The organism is Desulfomicrobium orale DSM 12838 (genome assembly GCF_001553625.1).
Classification (GTDB): Bacteria; Desulfobacterota; Desulfovibrionia; order Desulfovibrionales; family Desulfomicrobiaceae; genus Desulfomicrobium; species Desulfomicrobium orale.
This window is the reverse complement of record NZ_CP014230.1, coordinates 1,676,700-1,692,976: the sequence shown is the minus strand read 5'-3', so window position 1 is coordinate 1,692,976 and position 16,277 is coordinate 1,676,700. Positions and strand designations below refer to the sequence as shown.

The window sequence follows — 16,277 nt, the reverse complement described above, 5'->3', positions numbered from 1 at the left end:
GGCGGAACGCGGCCCTGCCCGCCTACCGGCCGTTCAGTGAGACCAGCGGCTCGCCGTAGTAGGCCTTGCGGTACAGTTCCTTCAGTTCGGCGATGAGCGGATAGCGCGGATTGGCCACGGTGCACTGGTCGTCAAAGGCCTGCTCGGCCATGTCGTCCAGCCGGGACAGGAAGGCCTGCTCCGGCACTCCCGCCTCGCGCAGGGAGGCCGGAATGTCCGTATCGGCCTTGAGAGACTCGATGGCCCGCACCAGCCGTGCCGTTTTCCGGGCCCGGATCTCGCTGTCGTCGCCTTCGAGATCGTCGGCCAGGTGCAGCATGTCCGCAATGCGGGCGTAACGGCCCTTGACCAGCGGGTACTTGTACTGCGGCAGCATGCCCTGCTTGGTGGGCGCGTCCGTGGCATTGTACTCGATGACGTAGGACAGCATCAGGGCGTTGGAGAGGCCGTGGGAAAGGTGGAAGGTCGATCCCAGGGTATGGGCCAGGGAGTGGCAGATGCCCAGAAATGCGTTGGCAAAGGCCATGCCCGCGATGGTCGCGGCGTAGTGCATTTTCTCCCGCGCCAGAATCTGCCCCTTGCCGCCGGAATAGGAGATACGCAGATACTTGAAAACCAGCCGGATGGCTTCCATGGCCTGTCCGTCGGCGAAATTGTTGGCCAGGATGGAGGTGTACGCCTCGATGGCGTGGGTCAGCACGTCGAGTCCCGCGTGGGCGACCAGCCGGGACGGCATGTTCATGACAAAGGCCGGGTCCACGATGGCCATGTCCGGGGTCAGAGCGTAGTCCGCCACCGGATATTTCACTCCGGTACGGTCGTCGGTGATGACGGCGAAGGGCGTGACCTCCGAACCCGTCCCCGACGTGGTCGGAATGGCCACCATCACGGCCTTCTTACCCAGCTCGGGAAAAGACACCACCCGTTTTCTGATGTCCATGAACCGCAGGGCCACGTCCTCGAAGCGGATGTCCGGCACCTCGTACATGAGCCAGATGATCTTGGCCGCGTCCATGGGGGAGCCGCCGCCCAGAGCGATGAACATATCCGGCTTGAAGTCGTTGACCATCTCGAGGGCCCGGCGGGCCGTGGACAGATCGGGGTCGGGCAGCACTTCGGCAAAAATCCGGAACTGCACGCCCATGCCGTCCAGCACGTTCAGCACGCTCTGCACGTGCCCCAGCTTTTCCATGGTGCTGTCCGTGATGATGACGGCCCGGCGGCGGCCCAAAAACTCCTCCAGCGCCGGCTGCAGGCAGCCCTGTTTGAAATAGATTTTGGGCGGAACCCGGAACCAAAGCATGTTTTCCCTTCTGGCGGCGATGGTTTTGGTGTTCATGAGATGCTTCACCCCGATGTTCTCACTCACGGAATTGCCGCCCCAGCTGCCGCAGCCCAGAGTCAGGGACGGCGGCACGCGGAAATTGTATACGTCGCCGATGGCGCCCTGGGACGCGGGCATGTTGATGAGCGTGCGGCCCGTGGGCATGCTGTCCTGAAAAAAGGCGACATGGCCGCTGTCCGTCTCGTCGGTGTACAGCACCGAGGTGTGTCCGGCCCCGCCCAGAAAGACCAGCTCCCGGCCCATGCGCACGGCCTCGGCGAAATCCCTGGCCCGGTAGAAGCCCAGAACGGGCGAGAGCTTCTCGTGGGCGAACGGGTCGCTGGCGTCGATCTGCCCCCGCTCGGCGATGAGCACCTTGGTCTCTTCCGGCACGGTCAGGCCGGCCATGGCGGCGATGGCCGGGGCGGACTGGCCCACCACCGCGCTGTTCAGGTTGCCGTTTATGAAAAGCGTGGCGGCCAGCGCCTCGGTCTCCGCTTCGGAAGTAAAATACGCGCCGCGCAGGATGAATTCCCGGCGGACGGCGTCGGCCACGGACTCCTCCACCACCACGGTCTGCTCCGAGGCGCAGATCATGCCGTTGTCGAAGGTTTTGCTGAGCAGAATGGAATTGACCGCCATTTTGATGTCGGCCGTGGCATCGATCAGAACGGGCGTGTTGCCCGCTCCCACGCCGATGGCCGGAGTCCCGGAACTGTAGGCCGCGTGGACCATGTCCGGCCCTCCGGTGGCCAGAATCAGGCTGATCAGTCTGTGACTCATGAGCGCCTGGGTCAGTTCCTTGGACGGTTCCTCGATGCAGGCCACGATATGCTCCGGCGCTCCGGCGCGGAAAGCCGCCTGGCGGATGATCTCCGCCGCCGCGAAAGTGCTGCGCCGGGCTCTGGGATGCGGGGAAAAGACGATGCCGTTTCGCGTCTTCAGGCATAAGAGGGCCTTGAAGATGGCTGTGGACGTGGGGTTCGTCGTGGGCACGATGCCGGCCACGATGCCCAGGGGCTCGGCCACCTCCCGGTAGCCGTTCACGGGGTCGTCCTCCAGCACGCCGCAGGTTTTGCTGTGGCGGTACTTGTTGTACACGTATTCCGAGGCGAAGTGGTTCTTGATGACCTTGTCCTCGACAATGCCCATGCCGGTCTCTTCCACGGCGATTTTGGCCAGGGCGATGCGTTCCGCCGTGGCGGCCGTGGCCGCGGCGTGAAACACCGCGTCCACCTGCTCCTGAGAAAAGGTGGCGTAGATTCGCTGGGCTTCGTGGACTTTTCGCAGCAGTTCTTCCAGATATTTTTTCCGATCTTCCATGCGTCCTCCTCGCCGGGATCCTGCTTCGGGATTTATAATCAAATGATTTTCACAGGTTGCAGATATACCATACACGGAAAAATAAGACGGAACTTAGCCGGATTCGGCTGGCTTGTGAACCCCTCCCCTGCCGGACCGCATACCGTGGCAGCACTGCGCCCGGCAGAACACGGTTCGGAAACCGGCGGATATGGAGTGAAAAATGCCGGTGTATGCCGAAAAGGCGCCGGCATGACAATTTCCCGTGATATTTTTTCACAAGACATATTGACAAATCCACTCACATTTAAAAAAATAAAACATGTCTAATTCTCATCGCACCGAGAAAGATAAAATCCCCGCACAGCCTCAATTCACAGATGGAGACACTGCATGATCAGCGGAAAAAGATCCCCCAGGCGCCTGAGAACACTGTCATTCCTCTGCCTGATATGTCTTCTCTCGCTTCCCTACCTCATCTCCGCCGGAGAGGTGAAGTACAGGTACGATTCCCAGGACCGCCTTGTCTCCGCGACATTTGCCAACAGCACTGTCACGTATTCCTATGACAAGACGGGAAATATTGTATCCGTAAAATCGGGACCGACGAACTCGTCCAAATGAAAATATCCATGTCTGGTCAGTGCCCGAAAGGTGGTCTTTTATGAACGTGAGAGCTTCCGTCTTTTCCCTCCTTGTCCTGCTCCTTCTGTGCCCCCGGAACGCACCGGCCTTTCCGGAAGGGCTGTACTGGGTGGTGGAGCAGTTTCCCGACGCATTTTTCCCGTATAACGCCAGCGAACCCCGTGCAGGAGCAGAGCGGGCCATAGACGCCGCCTGCCGGATAAATCCTGGGCAGGGCGTATATACCGGCGGGCTTGTCTTCCAGATCCAGTTTCCGGCGCACAAGGCCGCTCTCTGCCAGGTTCGGCGGCCGCCCATCCCCGGCACCATCTTCGGCAACTACTATCACGCGGTACTTTATTGTAACGGCGTGAAACGCGACGAGATGAACGACGATCCCTGCCCACCGCCGACACCGCCCGCGCCAGCGATCGATCCCGTGCTGAACCTCGGCGCGCCGCCGGTCTGCCCGTTGCCCTGACTGTCCATCATGATGCGCGATAAATAATGAACCTGCGGAGAATCTTATGAAGCGCCACGTATTGCATATATCCATTCTTCTCCTCTCTGTAATTTTCCTTCCCTTCTCCGCCGGTGCGTCATCATATCCATACATATCCGGTCACGGCGTGAACTTCGCCACGGGCAACAAGTACGTACAGGAAACAGATGTCCGTCTTGACGGACCGCTGGTCCTGTCCTTCACCCGGACATATAACAGCCAGTCCACGGAGGACAGCGTACTCGGATACGGTTGGTCCTCGCCCTTTCTGTCGGAGCGGCTGGTGGACAACAATTCGAGCATCACCCTGATTCAGGGCGACGGCCGCCATGTCCGCTTCCAGCCAGACGGCAACGGCACGTTCGTCAGCCAGATCGGGCCGCGCCAGAGCATCATGAAGACCGGCGCGGGCTACCAGCTGCTGCGGGTCAACCGCGACATCCACGCCTACGACAGCCAGGGCCTGCTGACCGGCATCGCCTTTGCCAACGGAGCCACCGTCACCTGCGCCTACAGCGGCACGCGCTCCGTGACCGAACGCGACGCCCGCGGCAACACCGTTGTCAGGACCCTGCAGAACCCGCCTCTCGTGTCCGTGACGGACTCCCTCGGCCGGGCCATCCACTTCACCTATTCCGGCGGACGTCTGGCAAGCATCGTCACACCCGCGGGAACCTTTTCCTACACTTATGACCGGCAGGGCCATCTGACCAGCGTGCAGCGGCCCGACGGCAAGAGCCGGCGATACGAATACTCCGGACAACGGCTGACCGGCGTCATCGACGCGACGGGCCTGCGCGTGCAGACCCTGAGCTACGACGCGGACGGACGAGTGACGGCCTCCGCTCTGGCCGGAGACACGGACCGGATCACCATCGCCTACCCCTCGGCCCTGACCCGCACGATCACCGACGCCATGAACGTGACCTCCACCTACCAGCTCGACGCCACCGGCGGCGTGGCGCGGGTCAGGTCTTTCACCGGCCCGGCCTGCAACGCCTGCGGCGGAAGCACGGGCGCGAGCTACGAGTACACGGCCGCGCAGCAGATCAGCCGGGTCACGGACGCGGAAGGCACGGTCACGGCGTACACCTACGACGCGGCCGGCAACATGCTGACCGAAACCGAGGCCGCCGGAACCGTCCTGGCCCGCACCACGACCACCGCCTACACCGCGCACAACCAGCCGGCGAGCATCAGCCGTCCGTCAGCGGTGCAGAGCGGGGGCAGCGTGACCACGGCCATGACCTACGACGCCGACGGCAACCCCCTGACCCTGACCCGGACCGGCATCAGAAACGGGGTGGCGTCCAGCGCCACCATCACCATGACCTACACGACCCTGGGGCGGATCGCGTCCATCGACGGCCCGCGCACGGACGTGAACGACGTGACCAGCTTCGCCTACTACCCCGACGCGGCGGCGCAGGGGCACAATCGCGGCCAGCTGCGCACCGTGACCGACGCTCTGGGCCAGGTCACCACCTACGGCGACTACACGCCCCTGGGCAGACCGCGCACCATCACCCGCCCGGACGGCCTGGTGAGCACTTTGACGTACGATCTGCAGGGCAATGTGCTGACCACCACGGCGGGCAACATCACCACCAGCTTCACCTACGACGACGCCGGCCGGCTGACGGGCATGATCCAGCCCGGCAACCGGACCACGCGCTACAATTATACCAACGGATTCCTGATATCCGTGACCGATCCGAAGGGGCATAAAATTTCCTGGGCGCATGACGCCAAGGGGCGGGTCCGCCGGCAGGACATCCACACCTCCGCCGGAACGCAAACCTTCACCCTGAGCCAGAGCTACGACGAGACCGGCAATCCCGACGCGCTGCTCTATCCGGACAACGCCACGGAACGCCGCTATTACGACAAAAACGGCAATCTGGTCCGCGTCACGGAGCCCGAGGGCGTGGACACGAAGTACACCTACGACGCCCTGAACCGGCTGCTGGCCGTGACCCGTGCGGGCGTGGCCTCGGCCCGGCACAGGTACGATCTCTGGGACAATCTGGTGGCCGTGACCGACGCCCGCAACCACGTCACCAGCTACGCCTATGACGACTTCGGCAACGTGGTGCGCGAGACCGCCCCGGATACGGGCAATAGTATCTTTGCGTATGATCTGGCGGACAACCTGACCCGCCGGACCGACGCCAGGGGTCAGGCCGTGACCTATGCCTACGACGCCCTGAACCGGCCCGCGCGCATGAACTGGCCCGGCGGCTCGAACGTGTTCAGCTACGACCGCGGCGGCCGCCTCGCCCGCATCCAGAGCGGCGCGGACCGCTGGAATTTTGCCTGCAACGCCCTGGGGCAGCTGATCTCGGAAACCAGAACCATGAATGGGGTCGTGTCGCGGGTGCGCTACGGCTACAGCTCTTCCACGGGCAACCCGAACGCTCTGATTTACCCCAGCGGCCGCATCCTGCGCATGCTTTACAACAGCTCGAACCAGATCGTGGGTCTGACGCTGGATCATCAGCCGCTGATCAGCAACATCACCTACCTGCCCTTCGGGCCGGTCAAAAGCTTCAGGGCCGGCAACATGGCCTTCAACCGGGCTTACGACCAACGCTACCAGGTCACCCGCATGAACGGCGGGTCCTCGAACCGGCGCTACACCCGGGACAAAAACGGCCGGGTCACGGGCATCACAAACGTGCGCACGCCAAGCCTTGCCGGGCTGAACGCCACGCTGGACTACGCGACGGAGAACAACCGGCTGCAAAGCGTGATCGGGGCGAATGCTGGTACGTACATCTACGACGCCAACGGCAACACCCTTTCCGACGGCAGACACGCCTTCACCTACGACGCCCTGAACCGCCTGACCGCTGTGTCCGCCAATAACACCGTACTGGCCACTTACACCTACGACGCCCGGAACCGCCGGACCAGCAAGACCGCCGGCGGGCGGACCATTCATTACCATTACGATCAGGACAGCCGGCTCATCGGGGAAAGTCTTGCCAACGGCACCGTGCTGCGGGAATATGTGTACCTGCGCGGTGAGCCCGTGGCGCTGCTGGAATACGAGACCCGGCCCGGCTGGTATTTTTACGTCACCGACCACCTGGGCACGCCGCAGCAGCTGGTGGATTCCAGAGGGGCCGTGGTCTGGCAGGCCGCCTGCCTGCCTTACGGCGAGACCAAAGTGCTCAAGGCCACAGTGCAGAACAACCTGCGCTTCCCCGGCCAGTACTTCGACGCCGAGACAGGCCTGCACTACAACTGGAACAGGTATTACAACCCGAAAACAGGGAGATACATTACCGCTGATCCCATCGGCCTGGATGGTGGGATGAATGTGTATGCGTATGCCGGCGGAAATCCGATGAATGCAGTGGATCCATGGGGATTAGCAACTGAAAATTGGAGTAATTGTTTTGCTAATTGTGTAGAAAAAGAGCGTTTAGACTGGGATATAGTTCTCAGCACACTCGGAGGAGCTCTCGGATTCAGCACAATGCCAAAAACACCAGCAGAATTAAAAAAACATTTTGGAGATAGAGCCAGCCAAAATAAATGGACAGGTCAACCAAGTCGATGGGCTGGAAGAATTGGCAGAATTGCTCGGAACCTTGAGGAAAGTAATTCTGTAAGAAGTATCATGTTTACAGCAAGAAGAAACATTCGTGATTTTGGTAGATCAGCTATTGGAAGAACTTTAGGTAGATCTGCACTGGTAGGGCTTATTTTTGAAGGCTATTATGACTGGGGAGTAATCATTCGTTGCGCCTATGTTTGCGAACAGAATGAGTGCATATATTGAGTTTATTCTAGCTCATAATCAAATTCCAATTTTATTATGTATTAGATAAATTACCCAAAACAGTATTATATGAACAAAAAATTTACTCCCATTAAATTCAAAAACTAATCATATTGATCATATGATCAAGCATAAATTATGAATACTAAATGGATCAAAGAAGAACTCAATGCATACACAAATAAATCTGTAAATGATGATGACATCTTGATTGCTTATGAACGAATAGCACATATATTTGGACTTAATTCTCCTTCCCATATTAAATTAAATAACCATTTTGGCATAGATTTGATTTCAAAAAAATATAGATTATTTTCTGATACAGATACTAGTCTTGATGAAATTTATGACGATATTGAAGATATGATGATTTTGCTTAATATTTCAGAGTTGAATAAAAAAATATATACAGTTGAAGATTATACAGTACTGCTTTCAAATTGTCGATCAACTCTTGAAAAAAAAGATGATATTCATTCCTATGAATTGCTCGTCAATGGATGGAAAAAACAACTCCTTCGCGCAAAAAAAAATAATAATTTTTTCAAACGTTGGTTTAGTTTCTTGCCTGAATCTTTGCTTAAACGGATCATTAATATGTGATAAGAACAAAACAACTTGCCCTTGTTCCTTTTTAAGATTGCCCAAAGTTGTCTTTAACATCTCGATTGATCCCGGCCCGGCTGGTATTTTTACGTCACCGACCACCTGGGCACGCCGCAGCAGCTGGTGGACGCGCAAGGAACCGTGGTCTGGCAGGCGGCGTATCTGCCTTACGGCGAAGCCAAAGTGCTCAAGGCCACAGTACAGAACAACCTGCGTTTCCCCGGCCAGTCTTCGACGCCGAAACCGGCCTGCACTACAACTGGAACAGGTATTACAACCCTAAGACAGGGAGGTATATCACTGCTGACCCCATCGGCCTGGCTGGAGGGATGAATGTGTATGCGTATGCTGGTGGGAATCCGGTGAATGCAGTGGATGTGGAAGGGTTGTATCGTAGCCCTGAAATGCTGAGAATACTTGTCCCTGGACAAATTCTCTATGATGAAGGCATGACTGCTTTTGAGGATGGGCAATATGCTTTGGGCACACTTTATATGGGTGGAATGATTGGAGAGCAAATATTATCTGTATTAACATTGGGAGAATATTCTGTTTTAAAAAATACTGGGCAATGCCTAATACCAAGGATTTCTCAATCTAGTAATTATACATGGAAATTTTGGGCTGGTAAATCACCTATAAAGTGGTCAAATCAGATGCAAAATCGTGGATGGACGCACGAACAGATTTCAGAAGCTATTAAATATGGGAAACGATATAGAGCCACAAATCTCATAAATAAGCATCATAGCGCAACACGATACATTCATCCAAAAACAGGAAGGTCAGTTGTTATAGATGACATAACTAGAGAAGTTATACATATTGTCGGAGACGGATATAAATATTGATGAAATTAAATTCAAAACGAAATATTACAATATTTTGTATGATATATACTATATATATTCATCTTATGAATGAAGGAGTAGATGTGTTAAGATCAGCACAAGGCGAACACATGGGCGGTATGGTATATCGAATTTTGCCAAATCAAAAATATGATCAAGAAGATGAACAATGGCAATTTTCTCCCGGGACATTGGTGCATTGTATATATAAATTTGACAATGGGAATAGAATCATTGTAGCTAATAGAGAAGTAGATAAGTAAGATTCATGCCTACTGAATAACTTAAAAAATAAGCTATAGATATCTTCATTCTTTCAAATATAAAGTAGAGAGTGTATTTTGTCAGCCCTCCTGAACCGCAGGGGGCAGACTATGACCTATGCCTACGACGCCCTGAACCGGCCCGCGCGCATGAACTGGCCCGGCGGGTCGGCGTCGTTCAGCTATGACCAGGGCGGCAGGCTCTCCCGTATCAAGGATGGCACAGGCCAGTGGAGCTTCGTGTACAACGCCCTGGGCCAGCTGACCTCGGAAACCAGAACCATGAATGGGGTCGTGTCGAAGGTGCGCTACGGCTACAGCCCGTCAGCGGGCAACATGAACGCCCTGGTCTATCCCAGCGGACACATCCTGCGCCTCGGCTATGACCCGGCGGACCAGATCATATCCATGACTCTGGACAACAAGCCGCTGATCAGCAGCATCACCTACCTGCCCTTCGGGCCGGTCAGGAGCTTCAGGGCCGGCAACATGGTCTTCAACCGGGACTTTGACCGGCGCTATCAGGTCACCCGCATGAACGGCGGGGCCTCGGACCGGCGCTACACCCGGGACAAGAACGGCCGGGTCACGGGCATCACAAACGTGCGCACGCCAAGCCTTGCCGGGCTGAACGCGGCTCTGGGCTATGCGGGGAAAAGCAACCGGCTGGAGAAGATCAGCGGCGCGGGAGCGGGCAGATACGCCTACGACGCCAACGGCAACACCCTTTCCGACGGCAGACACGCCTTCACGTATGACGCCCTGAACCGTCTGGTCTCCGTGTCTGTGCAGAACACGGTGAAGGCCCGGTACACCTACGACGCCTGGAACCGCCGGACCAGCAAGACCGCCGGCGGGCGGACCATTCATTACCATTACGATCAGGACAGCCGGCTCATCGGAGAAAGTCTTGCCAACGGCACCGTGCTGCGGGAATATGTGTACCTGCGCGGTGAACCCGTGGCGCTGCTGGAATACGAGACCCGGCCCGGCTGGTATTTTTACGTCACCGACCACCTGGGCACACCGCAGCAGCTGGTGGATTCCAGAGGAGCCGTGGTCTGGCAGGCCGCCTATCTGCCCTACGGAGAGGCCAAGGTGCTCAAGGCCACAGTGCAGAACAACCTGCGCTTCCCCGGCCAGTACTTCGACGCCGAAACCGGCCTGCACTACAACTGGAACAGGTATTACAACCCGAAGACAGGGAGATATATCACTGCTGATCCCATCGGCCTGGTCGGCGGGATGAATGTGTATGCATATACCGGCGGAAATCCGGTGAATTGGATAGATGTTTATGGCTTATTCACTTTAGCCGATGCTGAGAACAGTTTAAAAAAGCGGAATATCATCCCAGGGGATAAAGGTATTCTGTGGGACTCCTACACTGATACCCAGATTTTTGATGAATGGTTAAAAATGGAAAAAAGTTTAGGTGCTTGGTGGGAAGCAACTCCGAAGTGCCCTGAGAAAATCTGTGTTGGAGAAGATGGCAAGGCTACAAATCCAGATAGTGGAACCTGGTCTAATCCTAATGTTGGCTTCATCTCTGGCCTTGTGCTCAATTATTTTCACAACGGGGCTTCTTATGAATTAAGAAGTTTAGCAGGCAAATCAGGGAGTCCACATGGAAACCAATGTACTTATGATAAGAACGGAAATTTAATCAAAAATATGCCTGCTGCAGGAAGTGCCGATCTTTATGGTCCAAACAATGACTTTCGCAAACACCAAGACCATGATGTGGCAACTTACAAATTAGCTGATAAGCTTAAGCGAGTTGAAGATTATTACTCTGTTAGGCCCATTTGGTGATTTGAAATATGCTCTACAAGAAGAAAATTGTTGTCAAAATTTTTTTATCTTTCCTTTTATTTTTATTTGTAGCAGGAGGTGTTTGGGTATCATGGATGTGTGCCTTCAGAGAATGGGGAATGTCCAAGCCTAATGCATTATACTTATCAAAATGTATTCTTACAATTTACTCATTATGTGTTCTTATTTTTTCGCTTTGGAGTGGCGAGTATCCTGTGGCATATTGGTTTTTATCTATTTTTATAGGAATGATTGCAATATTTTGTTTTTATCTATATTTAATTGCTGAATTGAGTATCGCTTGAAAGGACAAAGTGGAGAAAAATAATTTGACTATTCTCACGTTCTAGCGTGAGTTGCACAAACGACTTGAACGAGCGCTGCGAAGGCGGTAAATATTCCCTGTCTCCTTGTTTAAAGAGGCCACTTTTTCCCTCCTGCGATTCTCTTTTTTTCAGATGAATACTTGTATCAATTCGATAACACTCCGCGCATCAGTCTCGGGTTATATTGTACTAACAACACCATGGTTGCTAATAGCCATTCTAAATATTATTATTTTTTTTCGCAGTACTGAAGAAAAACTAGCTTCAGAGGCAATAATTGTTTTTTCTATTACCCTGGGAATTGCATTTTTGTGGTGTATTTGGCTACCAGGATTCAAGATTACTGTAAATCATGAGTTTATTACATACAGAGATGGACTTTTTAGATTATCAAAGGTCAGTTTATCTGAAATCTTAGATATTAAAAAATTGTGGATTAAAAAAAATATACTTAATCAAAGTATTGTAGCTCCACGAATTGCAATAATTACAAAAAGTGGTGATACATCCTTTCAAATTAACATAAAGCCTTTTAGTGGACGCGATTTACAGTTATTACTAAAAGAGCTAAATAATCTCTGCAATTCATATATTGATTGAACGTATCAATATATAGAAACAAAAAAATTAGAACACATGTATATCTAAATATTTTGTTATGCATAGGAGATTATCTTCTAAAAATAGTCATCCATATGAGACACCTGTATTTACTTATCCCGATCATACTTTTTATTGCAATATCAGAATGTTCTGCCTGCTCGCTCAAATTTATCTCTCCACAAAAAGGATCAACTGTAGATAAAAGCAATATAACCGTATACGGGACAGGAAAGGCAAATCCGGAAGCTGGTGACTATGGGACAGTTACAGCAACATTAAATGGGGTTACTTTCTTCACTGTCTCCGGTTCTTTTTCCTATGCAATGTCGATTTTTGAAACACGAGGCGTAGCTGTAACCCTTCGACCGGGAGCCAATCATTTTGTTGTTACTGGAAGCGCAGGAAGTTGTAGCGCATCAGATTCAATGACGATATATTACCTGCTTGATAAAGATCAGAATCTTGGTCCCTGCGGACAATAATCCCGCATACTTCCCTTTTGCCGGGTATTGCGGAGAAACTATGACTCGTCTTTTTTCATACGCGATACTTGTTCTTGTCTCTGCATTTTTCCTCCCCTTCTCCGCAACGGCCTCGTCCTATCCATACATATCCGGTCATGGCGTGAACTTCGCCACGGGCAACAAGTACGTACAGGAAACAGATGTCCGTCTTGACGGACCGGTGATCCTGTCCTTCACCCGGACATACAACAGCCAGTCCACGGAAAACGGCGTGCTCGGGTACGGATGGTCCTCGCCATTCACCTCCGAAAGACTGCTCATCGAAAAGACCGCCATCACCCTGATTCAGGGAGACGGCCGGCATGTCCGTTTCCGCAGGGAAAAGGACGGCACCTACATAAACCAGGTCGGGCCGCGCCTGACCATCATGAAGACCGGAACGGGATTCCAGCTCCTCCAGACCAACCGTGACATCCACGCCTACGACACGCAGGGACTGCTCACAGGCATTGCTCTCGCAAACGGCGGCACCATCACCTGCGCATACAGCGGAACCCGCTCCGTCAGCACCAGAGACGAACACGGCAACACGGCCGTCGTGGCCCTGAAAGCCCCTCCCCTGGTCTCCGTCACCGACTCTCTGGGCAGGACCATCCGCTTCACCTACTCCGGCGGACGTCTGGCAAGCATCATCACACCCGCGGGAACCTTTTCCTATGCCTATGACGCCCAGGGGCGTCTGACCGCCGTGAAACGCCCCGACGGCAAGACCCGGCGATACGAATACACCGGACAACGGCTGACCGGCGTCATCGACGCGACGGGCCTGCGCGTGCAGACCCTGAGCTATGACGCGGCAGGACGCGTAACCGCATCCGCCCTGGCCGGAAACACGGACCTGGTCACCATCGGTTACCCTTCGGCGCTGACCCGCACGGTCACCGATTCCATGAACGTGACCTCCACATACCAGCTCGACGCCACCGGCGGCGTGGCCAGGGTCAGGTCCTTCACCGGACCGGCATGCAACGCCTGCGGCGGAAGCACGGGTGCAAGCTACACCTACACGGCCGCGCAGCAGATCAGCCGGGTCACCAGGGCGGACGGTTCGGCAACGGCGTACACCTATGACGCCAGCGGCAACGTGCTGACCGAAACAGAAGCCGCGGGGACATCCCTGACCCGCACCACAACCACCACCTACACCGTGCACAACCAGCCCGCGACCATCACCCGGCCCTCGGCGGTAAAAAGCGGACAGCGCGTCACAACGGCCATGACCTACGACGCCGACGGCAATCCCCTGACCCTGACCCGGACCGGCATCAGAAACGGTGCGGCAACCAGGGCCACCATCACCATGACCTACACGACCCTGGGGCGGATCGCCTCCATCGACGGCCCCCGCACGGACGTGAGCGACATGACCAGGTTCGCCTATTATCCCGACACGGCGGCGCAGGGACACAACCGCGGCCAGCTGCACACCATCACCAACGCTCTGGGCCAGGTCACCACCTACGGCGACTACACGCCCCTTGGAAACCCGCGCAAAATCACCGGACCGGACAAGCTGGTGACCACCCTGGGATACGATCATCAGGGCAATGTGCTGTCCACCACGGCGGGCGGCATCACCACCCGTTTCACTTATGACGCCGCAGGCAGGCTCATGACCGTGGAACGGCCCGGAAAGAGAATCGTCCGCTATGGTTACGCAAACGGCCTGCCGGCGTCCGTGACCATCCATCCCGGACACAAGACCTCCTGGAGCCGCGACACCAAAGGCCGGATCAAACGGCAGGATATCCACACCTCCGCCGGAGCACGGACCTTCACTCTGGGGCAGCACTATGACAAGGCCGGGAACCTCTACGCCCTGTCCTATCCCGGCAGCGCCGTGGAGCGACACTACTACGACCGGGCGGGAAGACTGGTGAAGTCCACGGACCCCTCCGGCGTGGGCACGAAGTACACCTACGACGCCCTGAACCGCCTGCTGGCCGTGACCCGCGCGGGAGTGGCCTCCGCCCGGCACAGGTATGACCTCTGGGACAATCTGGTGGCCGTGACCGACGCCCGCAACAACGTCACCACCTACGCCTACGACGACTTCGGCAATGTGGTGCGGGAAACCTCTCCGGAGACCGGAACGAGCGCCTTTGTCTACGACCCGGCGGACAACCTGACCCGCCGGGCCAGTTCATGCGCGCGGGCCGGTTCAGGGCGTCGTAGGCATAGGTCACGGCCTGCCCCCTGGCATCGGTCCGGCGGGTCGGCGTCGTTCAGCTATGACCAGGGCGGCAGGCTCGCCCGTATCAAGGATGGCACAGGCCAGTGGAGCTTCGTGTACAACGCCCTGGGCCAGCTGACCTCGGAAACCCGGACCATGGGCAGGACCACCTCACGGGTGCGCTACGGCTACAGCCCGTCCGCGGGCAACATGAACGCCCTGGTCTATCCCAGCGGACACATCCTGCGTTTCGGCTATGACCCGGCGGACCAGATCATATCCATGACTCTGGATCATCAGCCGCTGATCAGCAACATCAGCTACCTGCCCTTCGGGCCGGTCAGGAGCTTCAGGGCCGGCAACATGGTCTTCAACCGGGACTTTGACCGCCGCTATCAGGTCACCCGCATGAACGGCGGGGCCTCGGACCGGCGCTACACCCGCGACAAGAACGGCCGGGTCACGGGCATCACAAACGTGCGCACGCCAAGCCTTGCCGGGCTGAACGCCACGCTGGATTACGCGGCGGAGAACAACCGGCTGCAAAGCGTGATCGGGGCGAATGCTGGTACGTACGCCTACGACGCCAACGGCAACACCCTTTCCGACGGCAGACACGCCTTCACGTATGACGCCCTGAACCGTCTGACCGCTGTGTCCGCCAATAACACCGTACTGGCCACTTACACCTACGACGCCTGGAACCGCCGGACCAGCAAGACCACTGGCGGACGGACCATTCACTATCACTACGACCAGAACAATCTGCTCATTGGGGAAAGCCTAGCCAATGGCACGGCTCTGAGGGACTACATCTATCTCCACGGAGAACCCATCGCCCTGCGGGAGTATGAAACCAACCCCGGTCTGTACTACTACGTCACCGACCATCTGGGTACACCACAAAAACTGCTCAACGCCCAGGGCGCCGTGGTCTGGCAGGCGGCATATCTGCCCTACGGTGAGGCACAGATACTGACCGCCTCTGTACAGAACAACCTGCGCTTCCCCGGCCAGTACTTCGACGCCGAAACAGGCCTGCACTACAACTGGAACAGGTATTACAACCCGAAAACAGGGAGATATATCACTGCTGATCCCATCGGCCTGGTCGGCGGGATGAATGTGTATGCATATGTCGGCGGGAATCCGGTGAATGCGGTGGATGTGGAAGGGTTAACTGCAGAAGTTATATCAATCCCCGTTTTCAATATTAATCCTCAAACTATTACTACGCCTATTTTAGCAATTCCTCAAATATCAATACCAGCAATAATTATATCAGTAGTTTTTTATCCTACAGAATTGGCAGATGGGACAATTCCTCCAGGAATGTTTAATGATGATACATGCAAAAAAAGTTGTCCACCATGCAATCCACCTATAGTGACTATTTGGTATAGAATAGATTATGTTCCACCGAGTAAACCTCATTATCCATTTCATGGAACACATGTGCATTTATATAAGATGAATCAAAATCCAAATAACTGCCAATGCTTTTGGCAACCTATTGGCGTAACAGATCCACCGCTACCTCCAGGATCAGTTCCGATGTAGAATAAAAGTAC

Annotated in this window: 10 protein-coding genes and 1 pseudogene; 10 read left to right on the top strand and 1 reads right to left on the bottom strand. The window is 55.2% G+C overall.

The genetic code is table 11. The annotated features are described in order from the left end of the window. Positions 1-22: 22 nt before the first annotated feature. Complete coding sequence (gene adhE / locus AXF15_RS07760) at positions 23-2,722, bottom strand: bifunctional acetaldehyde-CoA/alcohol dehydrogenase (protein ID WP_257721618.1); 2,700 nt, start codon at positions 2,720-2,722, stop codon at positions 23-25. 69 nt (positions 2,723-2,791) lie between these two features. Here adhE and AXF15_RS14195 point away from each other — a divergent pair, with 69 nt between their 5' ends. From AXF15_RS14195 to AXF15_RS07730, 10 genes and pseudogenes are all read left to right on the top strand, one after another. Continuing rightward, the gene (locus AXF15_RS14195; RefSeq protein ID WP_154666848.1) at positions 2,792-2,956 is read left to right on the top strand and encodes a hypothetical protein; all 165 of its coding nucleotides are present in this window, start codon (positions 2,792-2,794) and stop codon (positions 2,954-2,956) included. Between the two features lie 334 nt (positions 2,957-3,290). Beyond that, positions 3,291-3,731, top strand: a complete 441-nt coding sequence (locus tag AXF15_RS07750; RefSeq protein ID WP_066605593.1) for a hypothetical protein — start codon at positions 3,291-3,293, stop codon at positions 3,729-3,731. Positions 3,732-3,879: 148 nt separating this feature from the next. Beyond that, on the top strand, positions 3,880-7,542 hold the full coding sequence (locus tag AXF15_RS07745; RefSeq protein ID WP_169793628.1) for an RHS repeat-associated core domain-containing protein: 3,663 nt from the start codon (positions 3,880-3,882) through the stop codon (positions 7,540-7,542). A 138-nt stretch (positions 7,543-7,680) separates the two neighbouring features. Continuing rightward, a complete protein-coding gene (locus tag AXF15_RS14025) occupies positions 7,681-8,148 on the top strand; it encodes a hypothetical protein (protein ID WP_151192326.1) in 468 nt (155 codons plus the stop codon). A gap of 96 nt (positions 8,149-8,244) precedes the next feature. Next, a pseudogene (locus AXF15_RS14845) lies at positions 8,245-8,316 on the top strand (RHS domain-containing protein); the annotation flags it as partial. Then, on the top strand, positions 8,298-9,002 hold the full coding sequence (locus AXF15_RS14560; RefSeq protein ID WP_417926398.1) for an RHS repeat-associated core domain-containing protein: 705 nt from the start codon (positions 8,298-8,300) through the stop codon (positions 9,000-9,002). The pseudogene AXF15_RS14845 and the gene AXF15_RS14560, both read left to right, overlap by 19 nt. Continuing rightward, positions 9,002-9,265: a hypothetical protein gene (locus tag AXF15_RS14020; protein WP_151192325.1), complete on the top strand. Its 264-nt coding sequence runs from the start codon at positions 9,002-9,004 to the stop codon at positions 9,263-9,265. The genes AXF15_RS14560 and AXF15_RS14020 overlap by 1 nt, the downstream gene beginning before the upstream one ends. Before the next feature lie 78 nt (positions 9,266-9,343). Beyond that, on the top strand, positions 9,344-11,080 hold the full coding sequence (locus tag AXF15_RS07735) for an RHS repeat-associated core domain-containing protein (protein WP_470290479.1): 1,737 nt from the start codon (positions 9,344-9,346) through the stop codon (positions 11,078-11,080). 1,021 nt (positions 11,081-12,101) lie between these two features. Beyond that, positions 12,102-12,491 carry a hypothetical protein gene (locus AXF15_RS14015; protein ID WP_151192324.1) on the top strand — a complete coding sequence of 130 codons (390 nt, stop codon included), beginning with the start codon at positions 12,102-12,104 and terminating at the stop codon, positions 12,489-12,491. Between the two features lie 40 nt (positions 12,492-12,531). Continuing rightward, the gene (locus AXF15_RS07730; RefSeq protein ID WP_066605581.1) at positions 12,532-16,266 is read left to right on the top strand and encodes an RHS repeat-associated core domain-containing protein; all 3,735 of its coding nucleotides are present in this window, start codon (positions 12,532-12,534) and stop codon (positions 16,264-16,266) included. Positions 16,267-16,277 lie beyond the last annotated feature (11 nt).